The following is a 17,883-nucleotide window of genomic DNA, read 5'->3' on the forward strand; positions in this document are numbered from 1 at the left end:
TAAGAGGGTTCTATGAAGAGATTGAAGAAAAGCTACATCCTGATTTTCGTCATCCTGTTTATCGTGCTGGCTTGCATCATCTATCTTGTGCCGGGGCTCACAGGGGTCCTGCGTTCCACCTATGTGCTGGAATACGGAGAGCTTTCGGTGACGGATGAAGAGGACGGCTATTTTGTGCGCAACGAGAAGGTCTATTTCTCCGGAAAGGACGGCATTGCCAACCGCTACATCACGGAGAGCAAGCTCGTGCGAAAGGGAACCAAGATCATGGATGTGGAGGGACATCTGAAGCAGGATGATTCCCGCATGGGTTTCCGGGACATTATCAAGGGGAGCCGCAAGCAGAGCGTGAAGACAGATACATTTCTCACCGAGGATGAGGGGATCGTCACCTATAATGCAGACGGGTATGAGGGGATCTTCACTCCCAAGACCATGACCAAGATGAGATACAGTCAGTTCAGTCAGCTGGACAACGAGGATAACACCTCGTTGATCAGAGAGGAGATACGTACCAAGGAACCTGTCTTCAAGGTGGTGGATCGCTCCGGGTGGTATATCGTATGCTTTGTGCCGAAGAACCACAAGGATCGTTACGAGGTTGGAAACAAGCCGACCATCCGTCTGGATGATCGGAAAACGGTGTACGGAGAGATCATGGACATCAAGGAGGACGGCTCCAGAGTCAGACTGATCATTCGGACCAATTTCTACTATAGCGGCTTTGTGAAGAAGCGAGTAGCTTCTGTGAAACTCACCACGTCAGATGCCAACGGGCTGCTGGTGAAGAATAGCAGTATCGCCGAGAAAAATGGCCAGAAGGGTGTGTATGTCAAACAGAAGAACGGCGACTACAAGTTTGTCAGGATCAATGTCATAGCAACGGACGGAGAGAATTCGGTGGTTAGTCGGATGTATTTTCTGGACGAGAAGGGGAAGACGATCACCACCGTGCAGAACTATGACGAGGTATTGAAGAGAGTTTAGTTTAGAAAAGAGATGATAGGGTATGTCAATCAAGAGTAATATTGAGTATGTAAACGAACTTAAGGGAAAGGCAGCAGAGAAATCCGGACGGAAAGCAGAGGATGTTCTTCTGGTGGCAGTCACCAAGCTTCATGAGCCGGCAGAGATCAACGAGGCGATCGATGCAGGGATCACGGATATTGGAGAGAACAAGGTCCAGGAGATCATGAACAAATACGATGCGGTGAAGCCAGTGAGATGGCATCTTATTGGGCATCTGCAGACCAATAAAGTCAAATATATCATTGACAAGGTCTGCATGATCCATTCTGTGGATAGTCTCAAACTCGCGAAGGAGATCAACAAGAGAGCAGAGCAGCATGACCTGACCATGGATATCCTGATCCAGGTGAACTCTGCACTGGATGAGAACAAGTTCGGTATCACCACAGAGGAGACCGATGCGTTGATCAGCCAGATCGCTGAGGAGTGTCCTCATGTGAGGATCCGTGGTCTGATGTGTATCGCACCTTTTGAGGAGAATACAGAGAATGCGCGGCCGTATTTTGCCGCCGTCAAGAAAATATATGACAAATATGCGGCCCAGAGGACGGAGCGTGTGGACTTCCGTTACCTGTCCATGGGGATGACCAATGATTTCGAGGTAGCTGTAGAAGAGGGATCCAACCTGATCCGCGTCGGTACAGCGATCTTTGGATATCGGGATTACAGGAAAGAAGAGAAATAACAGGAGGAAGACTATGAGTTTTGGCAAATCTTTCATGCAGATGATCGGTGTTGATGACAGTGAACCGGTCGATGATATTTCAGAAGAAGAAATTGAAAAAGAAAAGCAGCGTATTGCCAATCAGCAGCGGAAGGCGAAGACAGGTGGGAGCAAGACGACGGCGGTGACGCCGGTTCCATCTGCTCCGGAGCCGCGGCCTATCCCGCAGGCACCGTCTTCGGCAAAGCCGCAGAGTTACGAAAGAAAAGAACGCAGGTTTACGGTAGGGGGGACTTCTGCCTTCAAACTGATCCTGATCGAACCAAGATCCTTTGATGAGTGTCCGAAACTGGTGGACAGTCTGAAAGGAAAGCGTCCGGTGATTATCAATCTGGAGCGTCTGGATGTGGAAGTGGCGAAGAAGATCTTCGACTTCCTTAGTGGAGCGACCTATGCGTTGGATGGAAGAGTACAGAAGGTGGCGAACAACATCTTCATCTTTGCGCCTGCAAACGTGGATATCGCCGGCGGGATCCAGGAGGATGAGCCGGAAACGGGATTCGAGAAGGATAAGCCGACGCTGACATCAGACAGCCCATGGGGAGGAAAGTGATTTGGCGCAGGTATTGAGTTTGGCGGTCGTATGGTTTTGTGACATTCTGACGATGTTACTTCTGATACGAGCGCTGTTGAGTTGGGTCGTACGCGACCCTTATTCGTCATTAGGCAAGTTCTATGACCTGATGATTCGCGTCACAGAGCCGTTCGTTTCACCGTGCAGGCAATTGCTAAGCAGGTGGAATACCGGGATGCTGGATCTCTCCGTACTGTTGGCTTTCTTTCTGATCCGCATCGCAGAACGGCTTATGTTGATGTTGATCCAACTTGTTTTCTGAAAAGGGGTACAACATGATCACACCGAAAGACATAGAGAAGAAGGTCTTCTCGTCCGGCATCAAGGGGTACCGGAGAGACGAAGTAGACCAGTTCCTGGATGAGCTGATGGTTGAGGTTCAGGCATTGATTCAGGAGAATGAGAACCTCAGGAGCAACATTCAGGATCTTCGTAAGGAAGTGGAGAACCGTAAAGAATCCGAGACCTCCATCATGAGGACTCTGGAGCAGGCCAAGGGTCTGATGAGTGACATCTCTGCCAGCGCGGAGAAGCGAGCGGATGCTATCGTTCGAAACGCGCAGGCAGAGGCGGCCAGAATGTTGAACGAGGCCAAGGATTCCGTTGCCAGTCTGAACGCTGAAGGGGAACGTGTCCGCAGCAAGGTCAAGGACTTCAAAGACCGCTACAGGATGATGCTCCGAGATGAGCTCCGGAAGATCGAAAGTGGCTCGGATGACTTTTTCCTTGAGCACGGGGAGGATTTCTACCCCGCTTCAATGGAACTGGAATCGGTCCCGGATGCTCCGGCGGAGGAACTGGATGTGCTCAGTGATGCTGAACAGCTTTTCCGGGAGATCGAGGCAGAAACGGAGAATGCTCCGCTGAATATTAGCGATACACGCGGGGGGATCGCTGCCGGGGAGTTTAAGACAGAAGTGGTAGACGATCTGGCCAAGACACTTGTTTTGGACGAGGAGGAACTGGCCCGGATCAGCAGGGAGTGACCAACGATGAGGAAAAACACGGTGTCATGCTGTGCTCCGTATCGTATTGTTCGGTATTTGGTGATTCTTCTGGGGACGATGGGGCTGGATCAGCTCACGAAGGTTCTGATCAGACAATCGTTTCAACCGGGGGAATCATGGACTCTGATTGAAGGTCTGCTGAATCTGACCTATGTGCAAAACCGGGGAGCAGCGTTTGGCGTGCTCAGCGGTCAATATCATTTTCTGGTCCTGTTTCCACTCATTCTGAGTGTCGGGATCCTGATCGTTGCGCTTCTTATGAGGCTTCCGGGAGCATCGGGGATCACCATGGTGTTCATCGCTGCTGGAGGAATCAGCAATGCACTGGATCGGATCTTTCTGGGCTATGTAACAGATATGATCGCGGTCTCCTTCTTTCCGCCAGTATTCAATGTGGCGGATATCAGCGTGACGGTGGGATGTGCCTGCCTGGCGCTGTGCATTCTCTTCGGTGGAGATGGTGAAACAGAAAAGGGGAGATAGTATCGATAAGTTTTATATCAGGATCAAGGATGAGGAAGCCGGTATCCGATTGGATCAGATCCTGACACGCAGACTTGATGGGCTTTCCAGGTCTCATATCCAGCATCTGTTCGAACTGGGGAATATCCGAGTTAACGGAGAGCAGTGCAAGGCGAAGAACAGGAAACCGCAAGCCGGCGATCAGGTGGAACTTTTGTTGCCGGATCCAGTGGAACTGGATATTAAACCAGAGAACATTCCTCTGGATATCATCTATGAGGATGAGGATGTGTTGGTGGTCAACAAGCCCTACGGAATGGTGGTCCATCCCGCAGTAGGCAACTATACCGGTACACTTGTGAATGCCATTATGTACCACTGTGGAGACAGCCTGTCCTCCATCAACGGGGTGGTCAGGCCTGGGATCGTGCATCGTATCGACAAGGATACAAGCGGTCTGCTCATGGTGGCGAAGAACGACAGTGCTCATCTTTCGCTATCGACACAGCTGGCGGCACACAGTATAACCAGAAAATACATGGCCATCGTAATGGATAACTTCCGGAACGATGAGGGTACGGTGGATCTGCCAATTGGGCGAGATCCCAGAAACCGACTCAAGAAATCCGTAAACGGACTGAATGCAAAAGATGCAGTAACGCATTATAAGGTGCTGGAAAGGTTCGGTGAATACACGTTGGTAGAATGCCAACTGGAGACGGGAAGGACTCACCAGATCAGAGTCCATATGGCTTATATCAAACATCCATTGGTCGGAGATCCGGTGTACGGATCCCGAAAACCCAAGTTTCAGGTACATGGACAGATGCTCCACGCGGGGACATTGGGGTTCATACATCCCACCACAGGAGAGCAGATGCTGTTTACAGCGCCGCCTCCAAAGGAGTTTCAGGAACTCCTGCAGGTGCTCCGTGGACGATCCGGGAAACGAGAGTAACGAGCGCCGGAAAGCGGCAGAAAAGCAGGGCAGAGGTATTCAGGGTATTCCTCTCGTATAGGGGTGCCAGAGTCAACATAGTGATATTGTTTCAGTTAGTATGTGATGCTAACGGGCCCTGCAGTTCTGCTCTTCAATCTATCCGGTGGAATCACTCTACTCCGTCAGAGATGGGAAGGCAAGAGCATTTTTCTGGCGCGTTAATAATAGGCGGTTTTATGTTTTTTTTGAATGATTTACGGTAGGAGCAAGTGATGAGTGAAGAGATTAGAAAGGCAGTCCACAGTATTCCGTACGAGATGGTCAGAGAGATGGAGCTGGAGCATCCTGAGGATGTGCTGAAGGCTTTTGAGGGATTTGAACATCTGATGATGCGGTACGAATCTGCGATCAGAGAGGTTCGCACCAAATTGGAAATACTGAATGCAGAGTTGTCATTGCTGTATGATGACAGTCCGATCTCATCCATCAACTCCAGACTGAAAAAACCGCAGAGTATCTACGAGAAACTTCTCCGACAGGGGAACGATGTGAGCCTGCAGTCCATCGAAGAGAACCTGAATGATGTAGCAGGAATCCGTGTGATCTGTTCCTTCGTCGACGATATCTACAAAGTCGCCAGGATGCTGGTACGGCAGGACGACATCACGCTGATCGAGGTAAAAGACTACATCAGAAATCCAAAGCCCAACGGTTATCGCAGCTACCACATGATCCTGGAGGTACCCGTGTTCTTCACTGCAGAGACCCGTCCCATGCGCGTAGAGGTACAGATCCGCACAGTGGCCATGGATTTCTGGGCCAGCCTGGAGCATCAGATCCGCTACAAAAAAGGTCTGCCCCAGAAACTTCAGGACGAGATATTTGCCGATCTGAAGTACTGTGCAGACACCATTACAGATACTGACCGCAGGATGCAGGAGATCCGCATCAAGGCCGGGACACGGAAGCTTCAGGATCCTTCGGATCCACAAACACCGTGCGATTGTGAGTGAAGATCACCATGCCGGGCTTGGCTCCATTAGGTTTCTTCACATAGCGGACACGTACATAGTCCACCGGCACATTTCCGGAGCTGCGCGCCTTGCTGAAAAACGCTGCGATGGAAGCCGCTTCGTAGATGGCTGTTTCTGTGATCTCGCCACCCTCCGTGCGGACGATGACGTGAGAGCCCGGAATGTCCTTTGTGTGCAGCCAATAGTCCGTCTTGGCCGCCATCTGCAGTGTCAGTGCGTCATTTTCTTTATTGTTTCGTCCCACCAGCACCTGGAATCCATCGCTGGTGGTATATACTCTTGGGTCCGGTTTGAACCGTTTGTTCTTGCGGGGTCCTTTTTGTTTTCGACGCCGTAGAAATCCGGTCTCTTCCAGTTCTTCCCGCAATGCCTCGATTTCCCGAATGCTCCCGGTATTGTTCAGATAGGTGAGCACGGATTCCAGATACTCGATGCTCCCGCGGTTCTCTTCCAGTTGGATCTTCTTTTCGTGGATAGCGGTCTTTGCCTTCCCGTAGCGCTTGAAATAGTTCTGCGCATTCTTGTTGGGAGAGTAGCGCGGATCCAGAGGGATCTTCACCTGGCTGCCGTCATAGTAGTTGGTGACTTCTATTTCCTTCATCCCCGGGCGCAGTAGGTGCATATTCGCAGTCAGAAGCTCCCCGTAAAGGCGCAGAGGTTCCGAATTCTCCGCTGTCAGAAGATCCTCCTTCAGGCGCTGATCCTTCAGGTAGTGTTTGTCCAAAGCTGCGGATACTGCTCTGACAAGGTCGTGGGACTTCTGTCGTGCCCGGTTGGAGGACTGCTTGTTTTCAAAGAAAAAGGTGAGCGCATGGCTCAGGGTGTCGAAGGTCCGCACCTCACAGGTATCTTCGAATTCAGTGAGCGGCATGATGTGATACTCCCGGGGCGTTCCTTCCGCGTCCAGATAGACCCGGGGCACAAAGCCTCCGGCTTCGATCTCTTCCATTACACTGCGGAGCACCTTTTCCCGGTCTTCCTGTGCAGCCAAATGCCTGGCAACAGCGGGAGACAGACCGCCGATGCAGGCCAGCACTGCCTTTCCGGTGGAGCCTGCGTTTTGCAGATCCTCTCTGGTCGCTTCCTTATAGGGGATCTTGTCCTGGGCAGGGGGGTATTGGTAGAGTTTCCCCGGAAGAAGTTGTCTCGCCCGGTTGACATCGATGGATACACGCTTGATACTGTCAATGATCTTTCCGGAAGACATATCCACCAATACGATATTGCTATGCTTTCCCATGATCTCAAAGATCAGCTTGCGAGAGACGGTGAAACCCAGTTCGTTCAGGGTTTCAAGGGAGAACTCGATGATCCGTTCCGCGTCCTTCTGGCAGATCTCAGTGATCCGGCCTCCGCGCAGATGCTTGCGCAAAAGCATGCAAAATGCTTGGGGCTGCGGTGGGTTGACCAGCCCCTCATCGATGAGTCTGACGCAGGCACAGGCACTGTCCGTAGTAGCGTAAAGCCTGCGATTCCCGCTTCTGGTGTGAATATGAAAAACCAGCTCGTCGGATTCCGGCTGGTATACATTATCGATCTTGCCCAACAGGAGCGCATCCGAGAGTTCTCTCGTCATCGCCTGGGTGATGATTCCGTCGAACGCCATAGCAGTTCCTCCTTCTCCAACGATTGTACCTTTGGGAAATTGGTTTGTCAATGCATGGGCTTTGTGTTACAATGAAAAGGATGGGTCAGAGAGGAGTGGCGAAGACGAAAACCCCGTGGACCCGCAGGAGGAACAGAATGATCAAGAGTATGACAGGCTTCGGCCGGGGAGAGCACAGCGATGGAAAGCGCGCTGTCACGGTCGAAATCAAATCCGTGAATCACAGATACTGCGATATATCCATCCGTATGCCCCGCAGATACATGTTTGCAGAGGAAGCCATCAAGAAAGCCATCAAAAAACATGTTACCAGAGGGAAACTGGATGTATCTGTCATGGTGGACACGCTTACTGAGGCAGATGTCCTCGTGAAACTGAACAAGCCGATCGCGGAGCAGTACATCCGGAATCTGGAGATGCTCCAGGACGAGTACGCGCTGAGCGGTGAGATCGATGTGCGGTTGATCGCACAGATGCCGGATGTGCTGAAGCAGGTGCCGGCGGTAGAGGATGAGGACGAGATGCTCCGGTGTTTTCTGGCGGCAACAGATGAAGCGACCAACGCATTAGACGAGATGCGGTGTACGGAGGGAGAGAAGCTTGCGGAGGATCTTCTCATGCGGGCGGACCTCATCAGTGACATCGTGGATCAGATCGAGGAGATGGCGGAAGAGGTCCCTGTCCTCTACGCGCAGCGACTGAGGGAGCGGATCAGCGAGCTTTTGGATGGGACGGTGGGGATCCCTGAGGATAAGATCGCTGTGGAAGCGGCCATCTTTGCCGACAAAGCCAATATTACTGAAGAACTGACCAGGCTCAGAAGCCACATGTCCCAGATGAAAGAGATTATCGGCCACGGTCGGGGGACAGAGGGAAAGAAACTTGACTTTCTGGTTCAGGAGATGAACCGGGAGGCGAATACCATCGGATCCAAAGCCAACAATATTGACATTACGAACCGCATGCTGCAGATCAAGGCTGAGGTCGAGAAGATTCGTGAACAGGTGCAGAATATAGAATAATGCTTGCTCATAACCAGAATAAATGGTATAATATATTTTCGCTAACAGACGAAATAATGAGAGGGACATGCACATGGACACAAGACAGCTGACAGGAAAGTTGTTCGTCATATCGGGGCCTTCAGGAGCGGGCAAGGGAACCATCATCAAACGACTGATGACGGACAGCGATCCGGACAGGATCGTGCTTTCCACATCCATGACGACCAGAGCGCCTCGAGAGGGCGAGGTTGACGGAGTGAGTTATTACTTCGTCAGCATGGAGGAGTTTCAGGCCCTGGTAGAAGAGGGTGGTTTTCTGGAGCACGCGCAGGTCTACCAGAACTGCTATGGCACACCGAAGGCGCCGGTGATCGAGAATCTGGCGCGTGGGATCGATGTGATCCTGGAAATCGATATCCAGGGTGCGCTGGCCGTGAAGGAGAGTTATCCTGAAGGGATATTCATCTTCATCCTTCCCCCTTCTATGACCGAACTGAGGAAGCGCATTACGGGGCGAGGAACGGAGAGTCCGGAGATTATCGATATGCGGCTGTCTAAGGTCATGCAGGAGGTTGCTTATATCGAAGAGTACGATTACTGCGTGGTCAATGGAGAGGTCGAGGAAGCGGCATCCCGAGTGCGATCCATCATGACTGCAGAGCACTCGCGAGTGACAGAGAATGTTCACGAGATCATCGACAGATACAAGGAGGAGATTTAAATGTTATATCCGTCAATCAATAAGATCAGAAAGAAGGCTGATAGTCGGTACACGTTGGTGATCCTTGCTGCCAAGAGAGCCAGAGACATCATCGACGGGAAGCCTGCACTGACAGAGGACTCCGTCAACAGACCGGTCTCCATCGCAGCTCACGAGATCGCAGAGGATCTCATCACTTATGTGCGGGACGGTGAGGATTCTATCGTCGAGGAAGAGCCGGAAGGCATGGAAGTAATTGAGATGGAACCGGAGGCAGGGGAGACTGTTGAAGGATTGGAACCGGACGAAGAGGCTGTGACCGAGGGAACCGAAGGGGATGAGGAAACTCCAGAGGTAGTTGAGGTAGAAGAATAAATACCTTTTTTGTCAAAAACTGTAGAAAAGTACGGATTTTACCCCCTTTTTTCAGGGGGTTTTGTTATAATTATAAGGGAATAGTCGGGTGCGATCGTTTGACTAGAAAAAGGGGGATTATCAAAATGAAGACATTCGATGAGATTTCTGTTCATGACTCAAATACTGCAGCACAGGAGGATGGATATCTCCCAGTCGTAAACAGGTCGATCAGCATATGCATTCCTCTCATGGAGATCCTCTACATACAGAGAGATTCCAGAACGATCACAGTCATCACCGGAAATGGAGAATACCGGTATTACGAGAAGATGGATAATGTGCTTCGCTTTCTAAACGGACATTTTTACCAGAGTTTGCAGGGTTTGGTGGTGAATCTGCATTCGATTCGGGAAATGAGAGATCAGTGTATCCGGTTTTCCAACGGAAGGACGATCAAGATCTCATATAAGGCCTACTGCCGCACCAGGCAGGTCTACAGCAACTATATTTTGAATGGGCGGAAATGCTTTGTGCTCGAGAGAGAGACAGACCGGCCGAAATAAGAGAAAATGTCCGAAAGATATTTAAATTTATACTTGATATGAAGGCTCATATCTTGTATAATTGATTTTGGTTCGACTTCTGAACCATGCAATCAATTATCACACCCGACTATCCGCATTCTGGTGCCGCAAGGGCGGTTTGGATGTTGCGCGGTTCGGGTGGGTGGAAAAAACCAGGAGGATTTAGAAATGGCAGTAGTTTCAATGAAACAGTTACTGGAAGCAGGTGTTCATTTCGGACATCAGACCAGAAGATGGAACCCTAAGATGAAGGACTATATCTTCACAGAGAGAAACGGGATCTACATCATCGACCTGCAGAAGACCGTCAAGAAGATCGACGAGGCCTATGCTTTCATGAAGGAAGTCGGAGAGTCCGGCAAGCCGGTTCTGTTCGTAGGAACCAAGAAGCAGGCACAGAATGCGATCCACGATGAGGCTATGCGCTGCGGACAGTACTTTGTTAACCAGAGATGGCTGGGTGGTATGCTGACCAACTACAAGACCATCAGCGGCAGAATCAAGAGACTGAACGACATCGAGAAGATGGAAGAGGATGGCACTTTTGAGAAGCTGTCCAAGAAGGAAGTTATCAAGCTGAGAGCAGAGCACGACAAGCTGCAGAAGTTCCTGGGCGGTATCAGAGATATGAAGGGCATGCCGGGGGCACTGTTCATCGTAGATCCTAAGAAAGAGAAGATCGCCGTTAAGGAAGCTCGTAAGCTCAACATCCCTGTTGTTGGTATTGTTGACACCAACTGTGATCCGGATGACGTGGATTATGTGATCCCTGCCAATGATGACGCTATCAGAGCAGTCAAGCTGATCGCCAGCAAGATGGCAGATGCCGTGATCGAGGGTAACCAGGGCGAGAGCTTCGATGAGATGGAGGAGCAGGCAGTAGCAGAGGCTCCTACTGACATCGAGGAAGTCGCTGCAGAGAGCACAGAAGAGTAATTGAAAGGAACAGGAACCATGGCAGTAACTGCAAAATTAGTAAAGGAATTAAGAGATAAGACCGGTGCCGGTATGATGGACTGCAAGAAGGCACTGATGGAGACGGACGGCGACATCGACAAGGCGATCGACGTGCTTCGTGAGAAGGGGCTGTCCAAGGCAGCCAAGAAGGCAGATAGAATCGCCGCAGAGGGGTTGGTTCGTCTGGCTTTCTCCGAGGATCATAAGGAAGCCGCTATTGTCGAGGTCAACTCCGAGACAGACTTTGTGGCTAAGAACCCAGAGTTTATTGAATTCGTAGAGAAACTCGCTGAGAAGGCTCTGGAAGTTGAAAGTGAAGATATGGACGCATTCATGGCGATGGATTTCTTCGGTGAGGGTACCGTGCAGGAGGCTCTGACTGCCAAGATCGCCAAGATCGGTGAGAACATGAACATCCGCCGCATCCAGAAGCTGAACACCGAGGGCACTGTGTACACCGGTTATATGCACAACGGTGGACTCATCGGCGTTATCGTCGGCATCAAGACCGACGCTGCAGCTGACGAGATCAACGTAGCTGCGAAGGATGTAGCCATGCAGGTGGCATCCATGAGCCCGAAGTTCGTCAACGAGACCGAGGTGGATCAGGCATGGCTGGCTAACGAGACCGAGATCGCCAAGCAGCAGCTGCTGAACGAGGGCAAGAAACCTGAGCTGCTGGATCGCATCATCCCTGGCAAGATCAAGGCTATCCTGAAGGATGTCTGCCTGGTAGACCAGAAGTTCGTCAAGGACAGCGATCTGACCGTCGGCGAGTATGTAGCTAACGTTGCCAAGGAACTGGGCAAGGACATGACCGTCACTGAGATGGTACGTTTCGAGGTCGGTGAAGGCATCGAGAAGAAGGAAGAGGACTTCGCTGCTGAGGTAGCTGCACAGATGAACAAGTAATCATTTGCTGAAATTTCGTTTGGGAAACCTTGAAAGCCTTGGGAATACTGCATTTCCAGGGCTTTTTGCTTGTCCTAACTCGGCGACTGGCAAGCGGAGCGAAGTCAGAGCCGTGGTAGGCCAGCCGCCAGAGCGGTCGAAATCTTTGATTTCGGGCACCGCGGGACGGTGACCGTTTCCGGATAGTATCCGCAACGTATCGCAGATTATCGTATCTTATCCCCGGTTTTGGTCTTTTTTTGGCCTTCTGACCCCGGGGTCAAATCCCGAAAAAAATTTCGCCTGCTTCTTTCGGATTTTTTGCAAATATGACGCATATCATTTCGTGTTATAGAGTAGAGGTTGTCACAGGAGATGCTCCTGGGAAATGACGGTAAGTATGTTCCGATTAGTTTCATATAGTTAAAGTGGTCCTTGCCATATGCAGGCATACATGCTATAAGTTAAGTAACAAGTTAACTAGACCATAAAGAGCACGTTAGGGACAGGCCCGATGACCGTGCAGCAACCTGCCTTAGTGGTAAGGTGCTAATGCCTGAGCGATGGGGACGAGTTTTGAAGCAAAGTCCTATCGCAGCGATGGGACTTTTTCTGTTGTTGTGCTCTTTGCGGATGAAAGAAGGGAGCACAGCAGAATGAAACCAATACTGATACATGTGCCGCATGCGTCCATGTATATTCCGGAGGAGTACCGAAAGACAGCGCTGATCTCGCAGGAAGAACTGGAAGATGAGAACCATTTCATGTGTGATACCGGAGTTTTAGAACTGATTCCTCCTGCTTTTGCGAATAATACAGTCGTATTTCCATATTCGAGACTGTATTGTGATGTGGAGCGGTTCCGTGACGGCAGCGAGCCGATGGAAGCGTATGGTATGGGATTCATCTATACCAGTGACAGTAGGGGCAGAGAAATGTTTTGTCCTACAACAGAACACAGAAAATCGGTGTCAGCAATTTATGACCGACATCACTCGAGATTGAATCGCAGGACAACAGAGATACTGAAAGAGCATGAGCGCTGTCTGATCATCGATCTACATTCCTTCAGCGATGAGACTGTAAATCGCCTGTTTGGGTGGACCGATTTCCCGGATGTGTGCATAGGGACAGAGCCCGATTACTATTCAGAAGAACTTGTGAAGAGTATATGCTGCTTTTGCAGAAACCTGGGGCTGACAGTTGCTCTGAATTACCCATATCAGGGGTCACTGGTTCCGAATCAATACTACGGAAAGAAGAATACAGGAATCATATCAGTTATGCTGGAAATCAATAAGCGGGTTTTGAATAATAAGAAGTCGCTTTTCAGGCGACCGTGATTGAATTGAGATGTTATATGATAGCTACAAAAGTATGGAAAAGGATCTGTGAGATTCTCTGGAGAAGACGGATCTTTCGTAAGACTACAACAAACAATCGAAAAAAGGTATATGAAAATATAATATAGAGTCATGGCTTACAGTGAATTAATCAAGAATTTCAACAGAATAAGGGACTACATGCGCCAGTTCTACGTCTACGGCTTCAGGACCAGAGACGAATACGATAAGAAGAGTGCCCGCAGCTATGACAATGAGCGCAGGCGCATCGAGAGTTGGCTCGGCGACTACATGTCTTTCCGGCAGGAACCTTCTGGAAAGGTCTCTTTTATTTCTGTCGACAGCGGTGAGGTTAACGCCAACCCTCTGTACAATGCGTTCAAGGCCAAAAGCTTTACTGCCAATGACATCATTCTGAACTTCTTCATCCTGGACATTCTGCAACCGGGTGTCAGACTGGGCGTGTCCGAGATCACAGAAACGATCGATGAGGAGTATATGTCCGCTTTTGACGACCCGAAAGTGTTCGATGAGTCCACCGTCAGAAACAAGCTGAAGGAATATACAGAAGCAGGGATCCTGACGGCAGAGAAGGACGGCAGAAAGATGCTGTACAGCATCGCCGAGGACAACGTCAACCTGGACGGCTGGAAAGAAGCTCTGGCATTTTATTCGGAAATCGATCCGGTCGGCGTGATCGGATCCTTCCTGCTGGATAAAATGCAAAGGCAAGCGGAGTTGTTCTGCTACAAGCATCATTACATCCTGCATGCGCTGGAGAGCGACATCGTATGCACGTTGTTTGATGCGATCACGGATGACTGCACGGTCAACATTTCTGTCGACAGTAAGAGACACAATAGAATCAATGAGTACGAGGTCATTCCATTCCTGATTGCTATGAGCACGGAGAACGGCAGGGCCTATCTTCTCGGCAAAGAGGATGGGGGAAGGCATTTCAACATGTACCGCCTCGACAGGATCCAGTCAGCCGAGAAGGGTGCCTTTGCACCTCAGAAGGCGGAACTGTTGGAAGCGGCGAAGGAATTCACGTCGCATCTTTGGAATACCTCCAGCGGCAGAAGCAGGCAGCTGGATCATCTGGAAATGACATTGCGCATTGAACCGCAGGAGGAGCATATTCTCCAAAGACTCGAAAGAGAGGGAAAGCAAGGGCATGTTGAACCGGCAGGCGAAAACCAGTATCGGTTCGTGATCGATGTGTATGACGCATCTGAAATGCTTCCGTGGCTTCGTACGTTCACCGGGCGCATCGTGGAACTGAGCTGCACGAATCTCGAAGTGGAGAAAGTGTTCTACGATGATATGCAGTCTATGTATGACATGTATCTGAAGGATGGAGGTGAGGGCGATGCTGTTTAACGAGATCTACGGAAACTACTACAATGCTGTCGCCGAGATCCTGAAGTACGCGGTCAACGGTGAGTTGACGCAACAGGATATATACCGGATCACAGACAGTAAAGCCTTTGCAGAAAGCGTCCTCAGCATCCCCGGCGCGCTTAACAGCGGCGAGTGGCCGTTTCTGACTGAAGATCTGGATACGCCGCTGATACATGAACCGCAGATGCCGCTGACCACGCTGCAGAAACGATGGCTGAAGTCCTTGCTTGAGGATCCGAGGATCCGTCTGTTTGACGTGCCTGCAGATGGTCTTGGGGATGTAGAACCTTTATATAAGCCGGGAGAGATCGTCTACTTCGACCAATACTCCGATGGCGATCCGTACAGGGACGAGAAGTACGTGGAGAATTTCCGTATAGTACTGCAGGCACTTCGCGAACATCGGAAGCTTCAGATCAGGTTCATGAGCGGCAAAGGAAAAAGCCATAAGTGGGTGTGCATCCCGCTGAAACTGGAATACTCTCTGAAAGACGATAAGTTCCGCCTGATTATCAGTGGAAACAGGAGTGATAATACCATCAACGTAGCCAGGATCAGGAAGTGTACTCTACTTGATGCCTTTGACCCTTCAGAAGCGGTCGGGACCGGACACGAGAAGAAGCAACTCGTTATGGAACTGATCGATGAGCGGAATGCCCTTGAGCGCGGGATGCTCCATTTCTCACATCTGGAGAAGGAGACCGTAAAGCTGGATGAGAACAAGTACCGTATCACATTGGTGTATAATCAGGACGATGAGACAGAGATCCTGATTCGGGTCTTAAGCTTTGGGCCTGTCCTGAAGGTGCTGGAACCAGAGTATTTCATACGGCAGATTCGAAAGAGACTGGAGATGCAGAAGCGGTTTGAATAGCCGCTTCTTTTTCAATGGAAGCTGGCGTTCGCAACTTTTTTTTCATGATAAGTGGGATATTCGATGGTACTATAAGATCACAAAATACATTGAAAAGTGAATATCTGCTTATGCTTTTGATCCAACTCGGTGCAGAAGGCTCAACAACCTGCCGAGGTGTGGCGGAGTTCTCAGTGAGAATCTCGGGGGATACCCCGGAAGCGGTTTTTAGATCCATTCGAAGGGGAGGATGAAAGGCATAGGCAGGTATTCAGAGAAAGAAAGGCGTAAACTGCAATGATTCGGACCGACAGGTTGTGGGTTCGACTCCCACCATCGACCATAGAGTTGATGTAGCTCGCGGAGAGCCGTCGAAATAATACGCCTTGAATAATAAAGGTGCGGACAGCAATGCAAGATCCTTTGAATGGCTCAACGGTAGGGCACCTGATTGTTAATCAGGATGAGTTGCAGGTTCGAGTCCTGCTTCGATGAAAACCGCACCTTGAGATAATAAAAGCACAGACAGCAATGATTGATCGAAATCCTGTAAGAGTAGCCCTGGTTTTAAGTGCTTTGGATCATTTATGGAAAGAGGTGTTAGAGATGCTGAACATGTTAAAGAAACAAGCGAATCAGTTTTATACAGAAAACGGAGCCGTTACATATAGAACGACTGCGTCTGATTGTCTTGACCTGTTTTCAAGGATCGGAGCGATGAGAAATGCTGGTGAGCAGGATATCATCGAGTGCTTTTCGAGAGCGTATATTGAGAATCCGGACCTGACCATGAAAATTCTATTTTATGCCAGAGACGTGCGTGGTGGTCTTGGTGAGCGCAGGGTGTTCCGTGTTATTATGAACTGGCTCGCCGGTTACAACAAAACATCCGTAGAGAAAAACATTGAACGAATCGCTGAATACGGCAGATTTGATGATGTCGTTGAACTCATGGATACAAGCTGCAAGGATAGCGTTCTTGCGTACATCAGAAAGCAGTTGTTCGCTGATTTGGCAGCACTCGAAAAGCAGGGCAGCGTGTCACTCCTGGCTAAATGGTTGCCGTCCGTTAATGCATCCAATGCGGATACAGTCAGAAAAGCAAAGTCAATCGCCAGAGCTCTCAATATGAGTGACGCTCAGTATAGAAAAGCGCTGAGCAAGCTGAGAGCCCAGATTAAGATTATCGAAAACAACCTGCGTGAGAAAGACTATACTTTCGATTACTCCAAGCAGCCGTCCAAGGCCATGTTCAAGTACAGACAAGCGTTCATCAGGAACGATAATGAACGTTACATGGAATTCCTGAATAGGGTTGAAAAAGGTGAAACTAAACTCAATACTTCGACATTGATGCCATATGACATTATTGCACCAATCGTCACACAGGATAATAATTATTGTGCCTGGAGTGGGACTACAATAGAAATTAATCCGGCTGTAAGACAGTCTATGAATGTTTCCTGGAATGCGTTGGAGGATTTCACTGATAACAGAAATGCCCTTGCAGTTATCGATAGTTCAGGATCCATGTATTGGGGAGGTACACCTATACCAGAAGCTGTAGCTATTTCACTGGGAATCTATTTTGCAGAAAGGAATAAGGGAGCATTCAGAAACCACTTTATTACGTTCTCCGAAACCCCACGACTCGTTGAGGTTAAGGGAAAAGATATCGTTGATAAGACTGTCTATTGCGAAAGCTTCAGTGAAATCGGCAACACCGATGTGCAGAAGGTATTTGAGCTTTTGCTTGATACAGCTGTAGAAAACCACTTACCTCAGCGTGATTTGCCAGAAACTCTGTACATCATAACAGATATGGAGTTTGATGCTTGTGTATATGGAGCGGATATAACTAACTTTGAGTATGCCAAAAAGCAATTCGCAAGGTTTGGTTACATACTGCCGCAGATAGTGTTCTGGAACATACAGAGCAGAAATGCGCAGGTCCCGGTTACCATGAATGAACAAGGAGTAGTTCTGGTATCAGGCTGCACTCCGAGACTGTTTTCCATGATTGCAAGCGGAAAATATAATCCATATGACTTCATGATGGAGGTCATCGGAAGCGATCGTTACGCACAGATCGCTGCATAACACGGTAATTATGTTCCAACTAAACAACAGCCGGTCCAATTGCTCTTGCACCATCAAAAAAAGCATGATATAAGTTAAGTAACAAGTTAACAAGACCATAAAGAGCACGTTAGGGACAGGCCCGGTGATCGTGCAGCAACCTGCCTTTATGGTAAGGTGCTAATGCCTGAGCGATGGGTACGATTTTTGAAGCAAAGTCCTATCGCAGCGATGGGACTTTTTTTATATGCGAAAAACAGGGTCGTTTGGATAAAGCAAAAGGGATGTATGGAGAGAGGAATTTATCTAAAAGCTTAACGAGAAAACCCCCACTT

Annotated in this window: 19 protein-coding genes, 1 tRNA gene and 2 riboswitches; of the genes, 19 read left to right on the forward strand and 1 reads right to left on the reverse strand. The window is 49.5% G+C overall.

Annotated features, from left to right (window positions below; translation table 11 throughout):
• Positions 1-12: 12 nt before the first annotated feature.
• The 8 genes from P156_RS0110620 (at position 13) to P156_RS12510 (ending at position 5,749) form a co-directional block, all read left to right on the forward strand.
• Positions 13-987, forward strand: coding sequence for an HlyD family efflux transporter periplasmic adaptor subunit (locus tag P156_RS0110620; RefSeq protein ID WP_027870091.1), 975 nt, complete (start codon positions 13-15; stop codon positions 985-987).
• A 22-nt stretch (positions 988-1,009) separates the two neighbouring features.
• Positions 1,010-1,714: a YggS family pyridoxal phosphate-dependent enzyme gene (locus P156_RS0110625; protein WP_027870092.1), complete on the forward strand. Its 705-nt coding sequence runs from the start codon at positions 1,010-1,012 to the stop codon at positions 1,712-1,714.
• Between the two features lie 13 nt (positions 1,715-1,727).
• Positions 1,728-2,306: a cell division protein SepF gene (locus P156_RS13005; protein WP_051600917.1), complete on the forward strand. Its 579-nt coding sequence runs from the start codon at positions 1,728-1,730 to the stop codon at positions 2,304-2,306.
• A gap of 19 nt (positions 2,307-2,325) precedes the next feature.
• Entirely contained in the window at positions 2,326-2,589 is a 264-nt protein-coding gene (locus P156_RS13755; protein WP_027870093.1) for a YggT family protein, read from the forward strand.
• A 13-nt stretch (positions 2,590-2,602) separates the two neighbouring features.
• Complete coding sequence (locus tag P156_RS0110640; RefSeq protein ID WP_027870094.1) at positions 2,603-3,313, forward strand: DivIVA domain-containing protein; 711 nt, start codon at positions 2,603-2,605, stop codon at positions 3,311-3,313.
• A 6-nt stretch (positions 3,314-3,319) separates the two neighbouring features.
• Positions 3,320-3,817: a signal peptidase II gene (lspA, locus tag P156_RS12505; RefSeq protein ID WP_051600919.1), complete on the forward strand. Its 498-nt coding sequence runs from the start codon at positions 3,320-3,322 to the stop codon at positions 3,815-3,817.
• The gene (locus P156_RS0110650) at positions 3,795-4,754 is read left to right on the forward strand and encodes an RluA family pseudouridine synthase (protein WP_369770547.1); all 960 of its coding nucleotides are present in this window, start codon (positions 3,795-3,797) and stop codon (positions 4,752-4,754) included. Before lspA ends, P156_RS0110650 begins: the two co-directional genes overlap by 23 nt.
• A 254-nt stretch (positions 4,755-5,008) precedes the next feature.
• On the forward strand, positions 5,009-5,749 hold the full coding sequence (locus tag P156_RS12510) for a GTP pyrophosphokinase family protein (protein WP_034802546.1): 741 nt from the start codon (positions 5,009-5,011) through the stop codon (positions 5,747-5,749).
• Here P156_RS12510 and P156_RS0110660 read toward each other — a convergent pair.
• Positions 5,685-7,376 carry an NFACT family protein gene (locus P156_RS0110660; protein WP_027870096.1) on the reverse strand — a complete coding sequence of 564 codons (1,692 nt, stop codon included), beginning with the start codon at positions 7,374-7,376 and terminating at the stop codon, positions 5,685-5,687. The genes P156_RS12510 and P156_RS0110660 overlap by 65 nt on opposite strands.
• A gap of 137 nt (positions 7,377-7,513) precedes the next feature.
• Between P156_RS0110660 and P156_RS0110665 the strand changes: the two genes are divergently transcribed.
• The 11 genes from P156_RS0110665 (at position 7,514) to P156_RS0110715 (ending at position 17,569) form a co-directional block, all read left to right on the forward strand.
• A complete protein-coding gene (locus P156_RS0110665; protein ID WP_027870097.1) occupies positions 7,514-8,398 on the forward strand; it encodes a YicC/YloC family endoribonuclease in 885 nt (294 codons plus the stop codon).
• A 73-nt stretch (positions 8,399-8,471) separates the two neighbouring features.
• Entirely contained in the window at positions 8,472-9,101 is a 630-nt protein-coding gene (gene gmk, locus P156_RS0110670) for a guanylate kinase (RefSeq protein WP_027870098.1), read from the forward strand.
• Positions 9,102-9,455, forward strand: coding sequence for a DNA-directed RNA polymerase subunit omega (gene rpoZ / locus P156_RS13665; RefSeq protein WP_081818551.1), 354 nt, complete (start codon positions 9,102-9,104; stop codon positions 9,453-9,455).
• A 125-nt stretch (positions 9,456-9,580) separates the two neighbouring features.
• The gene (locus P156_RS0110680) at positions 9,581-10,000 is read left to right on the forward strand and encodes a LytTR family transcriptional regulator DNA-binding domain-containing protein (RefSeq protein WP_027870099.1); all 420 of its coding nucleotides are present in this window, start codon (positions 9,581-9,583) and stop codon (positions 9,998-10,000) included.
• 189 nt (positions 10,001-10,189) lie between these two features.
• A complete protein-coding gene (rpsB, locus tag P156_RS0110685) occupies positions 10,190-10,957 on the forward strand; it encodes a 30S ribosomal protein S2 (protein ID WP_027870100.1) in 768 nt (255 codons plus the stop codon).
• A gap of 18 nt (positions 10,958-10,975) precedes the next feature.
• Positions 10,976-11,890 (forward strand): translation elongation factor Ts, encoded by a 915-nt coding sequence (gene tsf, locus P156_RS0110690; RefSeq protein WP_027870101.1) that lies wholly within the window; start codon positions 10,976-10,978, stop codon positions 11,888-11,890.
• A 461-nt stretch (positions 11,891-12,351) separates the two neighbouring features.
• Positions 12,352-12,439: riboswitch (SAM riboswitch) on the forward strand.
• 86 nt (positions 12,440-12,525) lie between these two features.
• Positions 12,526-13,212: an N-formylglutamate amidohydrolase gene (locus tag P156_RS0110695; protein WP_027870102.1), complete on the forward strand. Its 687-nt coding sequence runs from the start codon at positions 12,526-12,528 to the stop codon at positions 13,210-13,212.
• A gap of 132 nt (positions 13,213-13,344) precedes the next feature.
• Positions 13,345-14,595 (forward strand): WYL domain-containing protein, encoded by a 1,251-nt coding sequence (locus P156_RS0110700; protein WP_027870103.1) that lies wholly within the window; start codon positions 13,345-13,347, stop codon positions 14,593-14,595.
• Entirely contained in the window at positions 14,585-15,490 is a 906-nt protein-coding gene (locus P156_RS0110705; RefSeq protein ID WP_027870104.1) for a WYL domain-containing protein, read from the forward strand. Before P156_RS0110700 ends, P156_RS0110705 begins: the two co-directional genes overlap by 11 nt.
• A gap of 400 nt (positions 15,491-15,890) precedes the next feature.
• Positions 15,891-15,964: transfer RNA gene (locus P156_RS0110710), tRNA-Asn, on the forward strand.
• Between the two features lie 36 nt (positions 15,965-16,000).
• The gene (locus P156_RS0110715) at positions 16,001-17,569 is read left to right on the forward strand and encodes a DUF2828 family protein (RefSeq protein ID WP_369770548.1); all 1,569 of its coding nucleotides are present in this window, start codon (positions 16,001-16,003) and stop codon (positions 17,567-17,569) included.
• Between the two features lie 92 nt (positions 17,570-17,661).
• A riboswitch (SAM riboswitch) is annotated at positions 17,662-17,749 on the forward strand.
• Positions 17,750-17,883 lie beyond the last annotated feature (134 nt).

The organism is Eubacterium sp. AB3007 (assembly GCF_000688015.1).
In the GTDB taxonomy this organism is placed as follows: domain Bacteria; phylum Bacillota; class Clostridia; order Peptostreptococcales; family Anaerovoracaceae; genus Aminicella.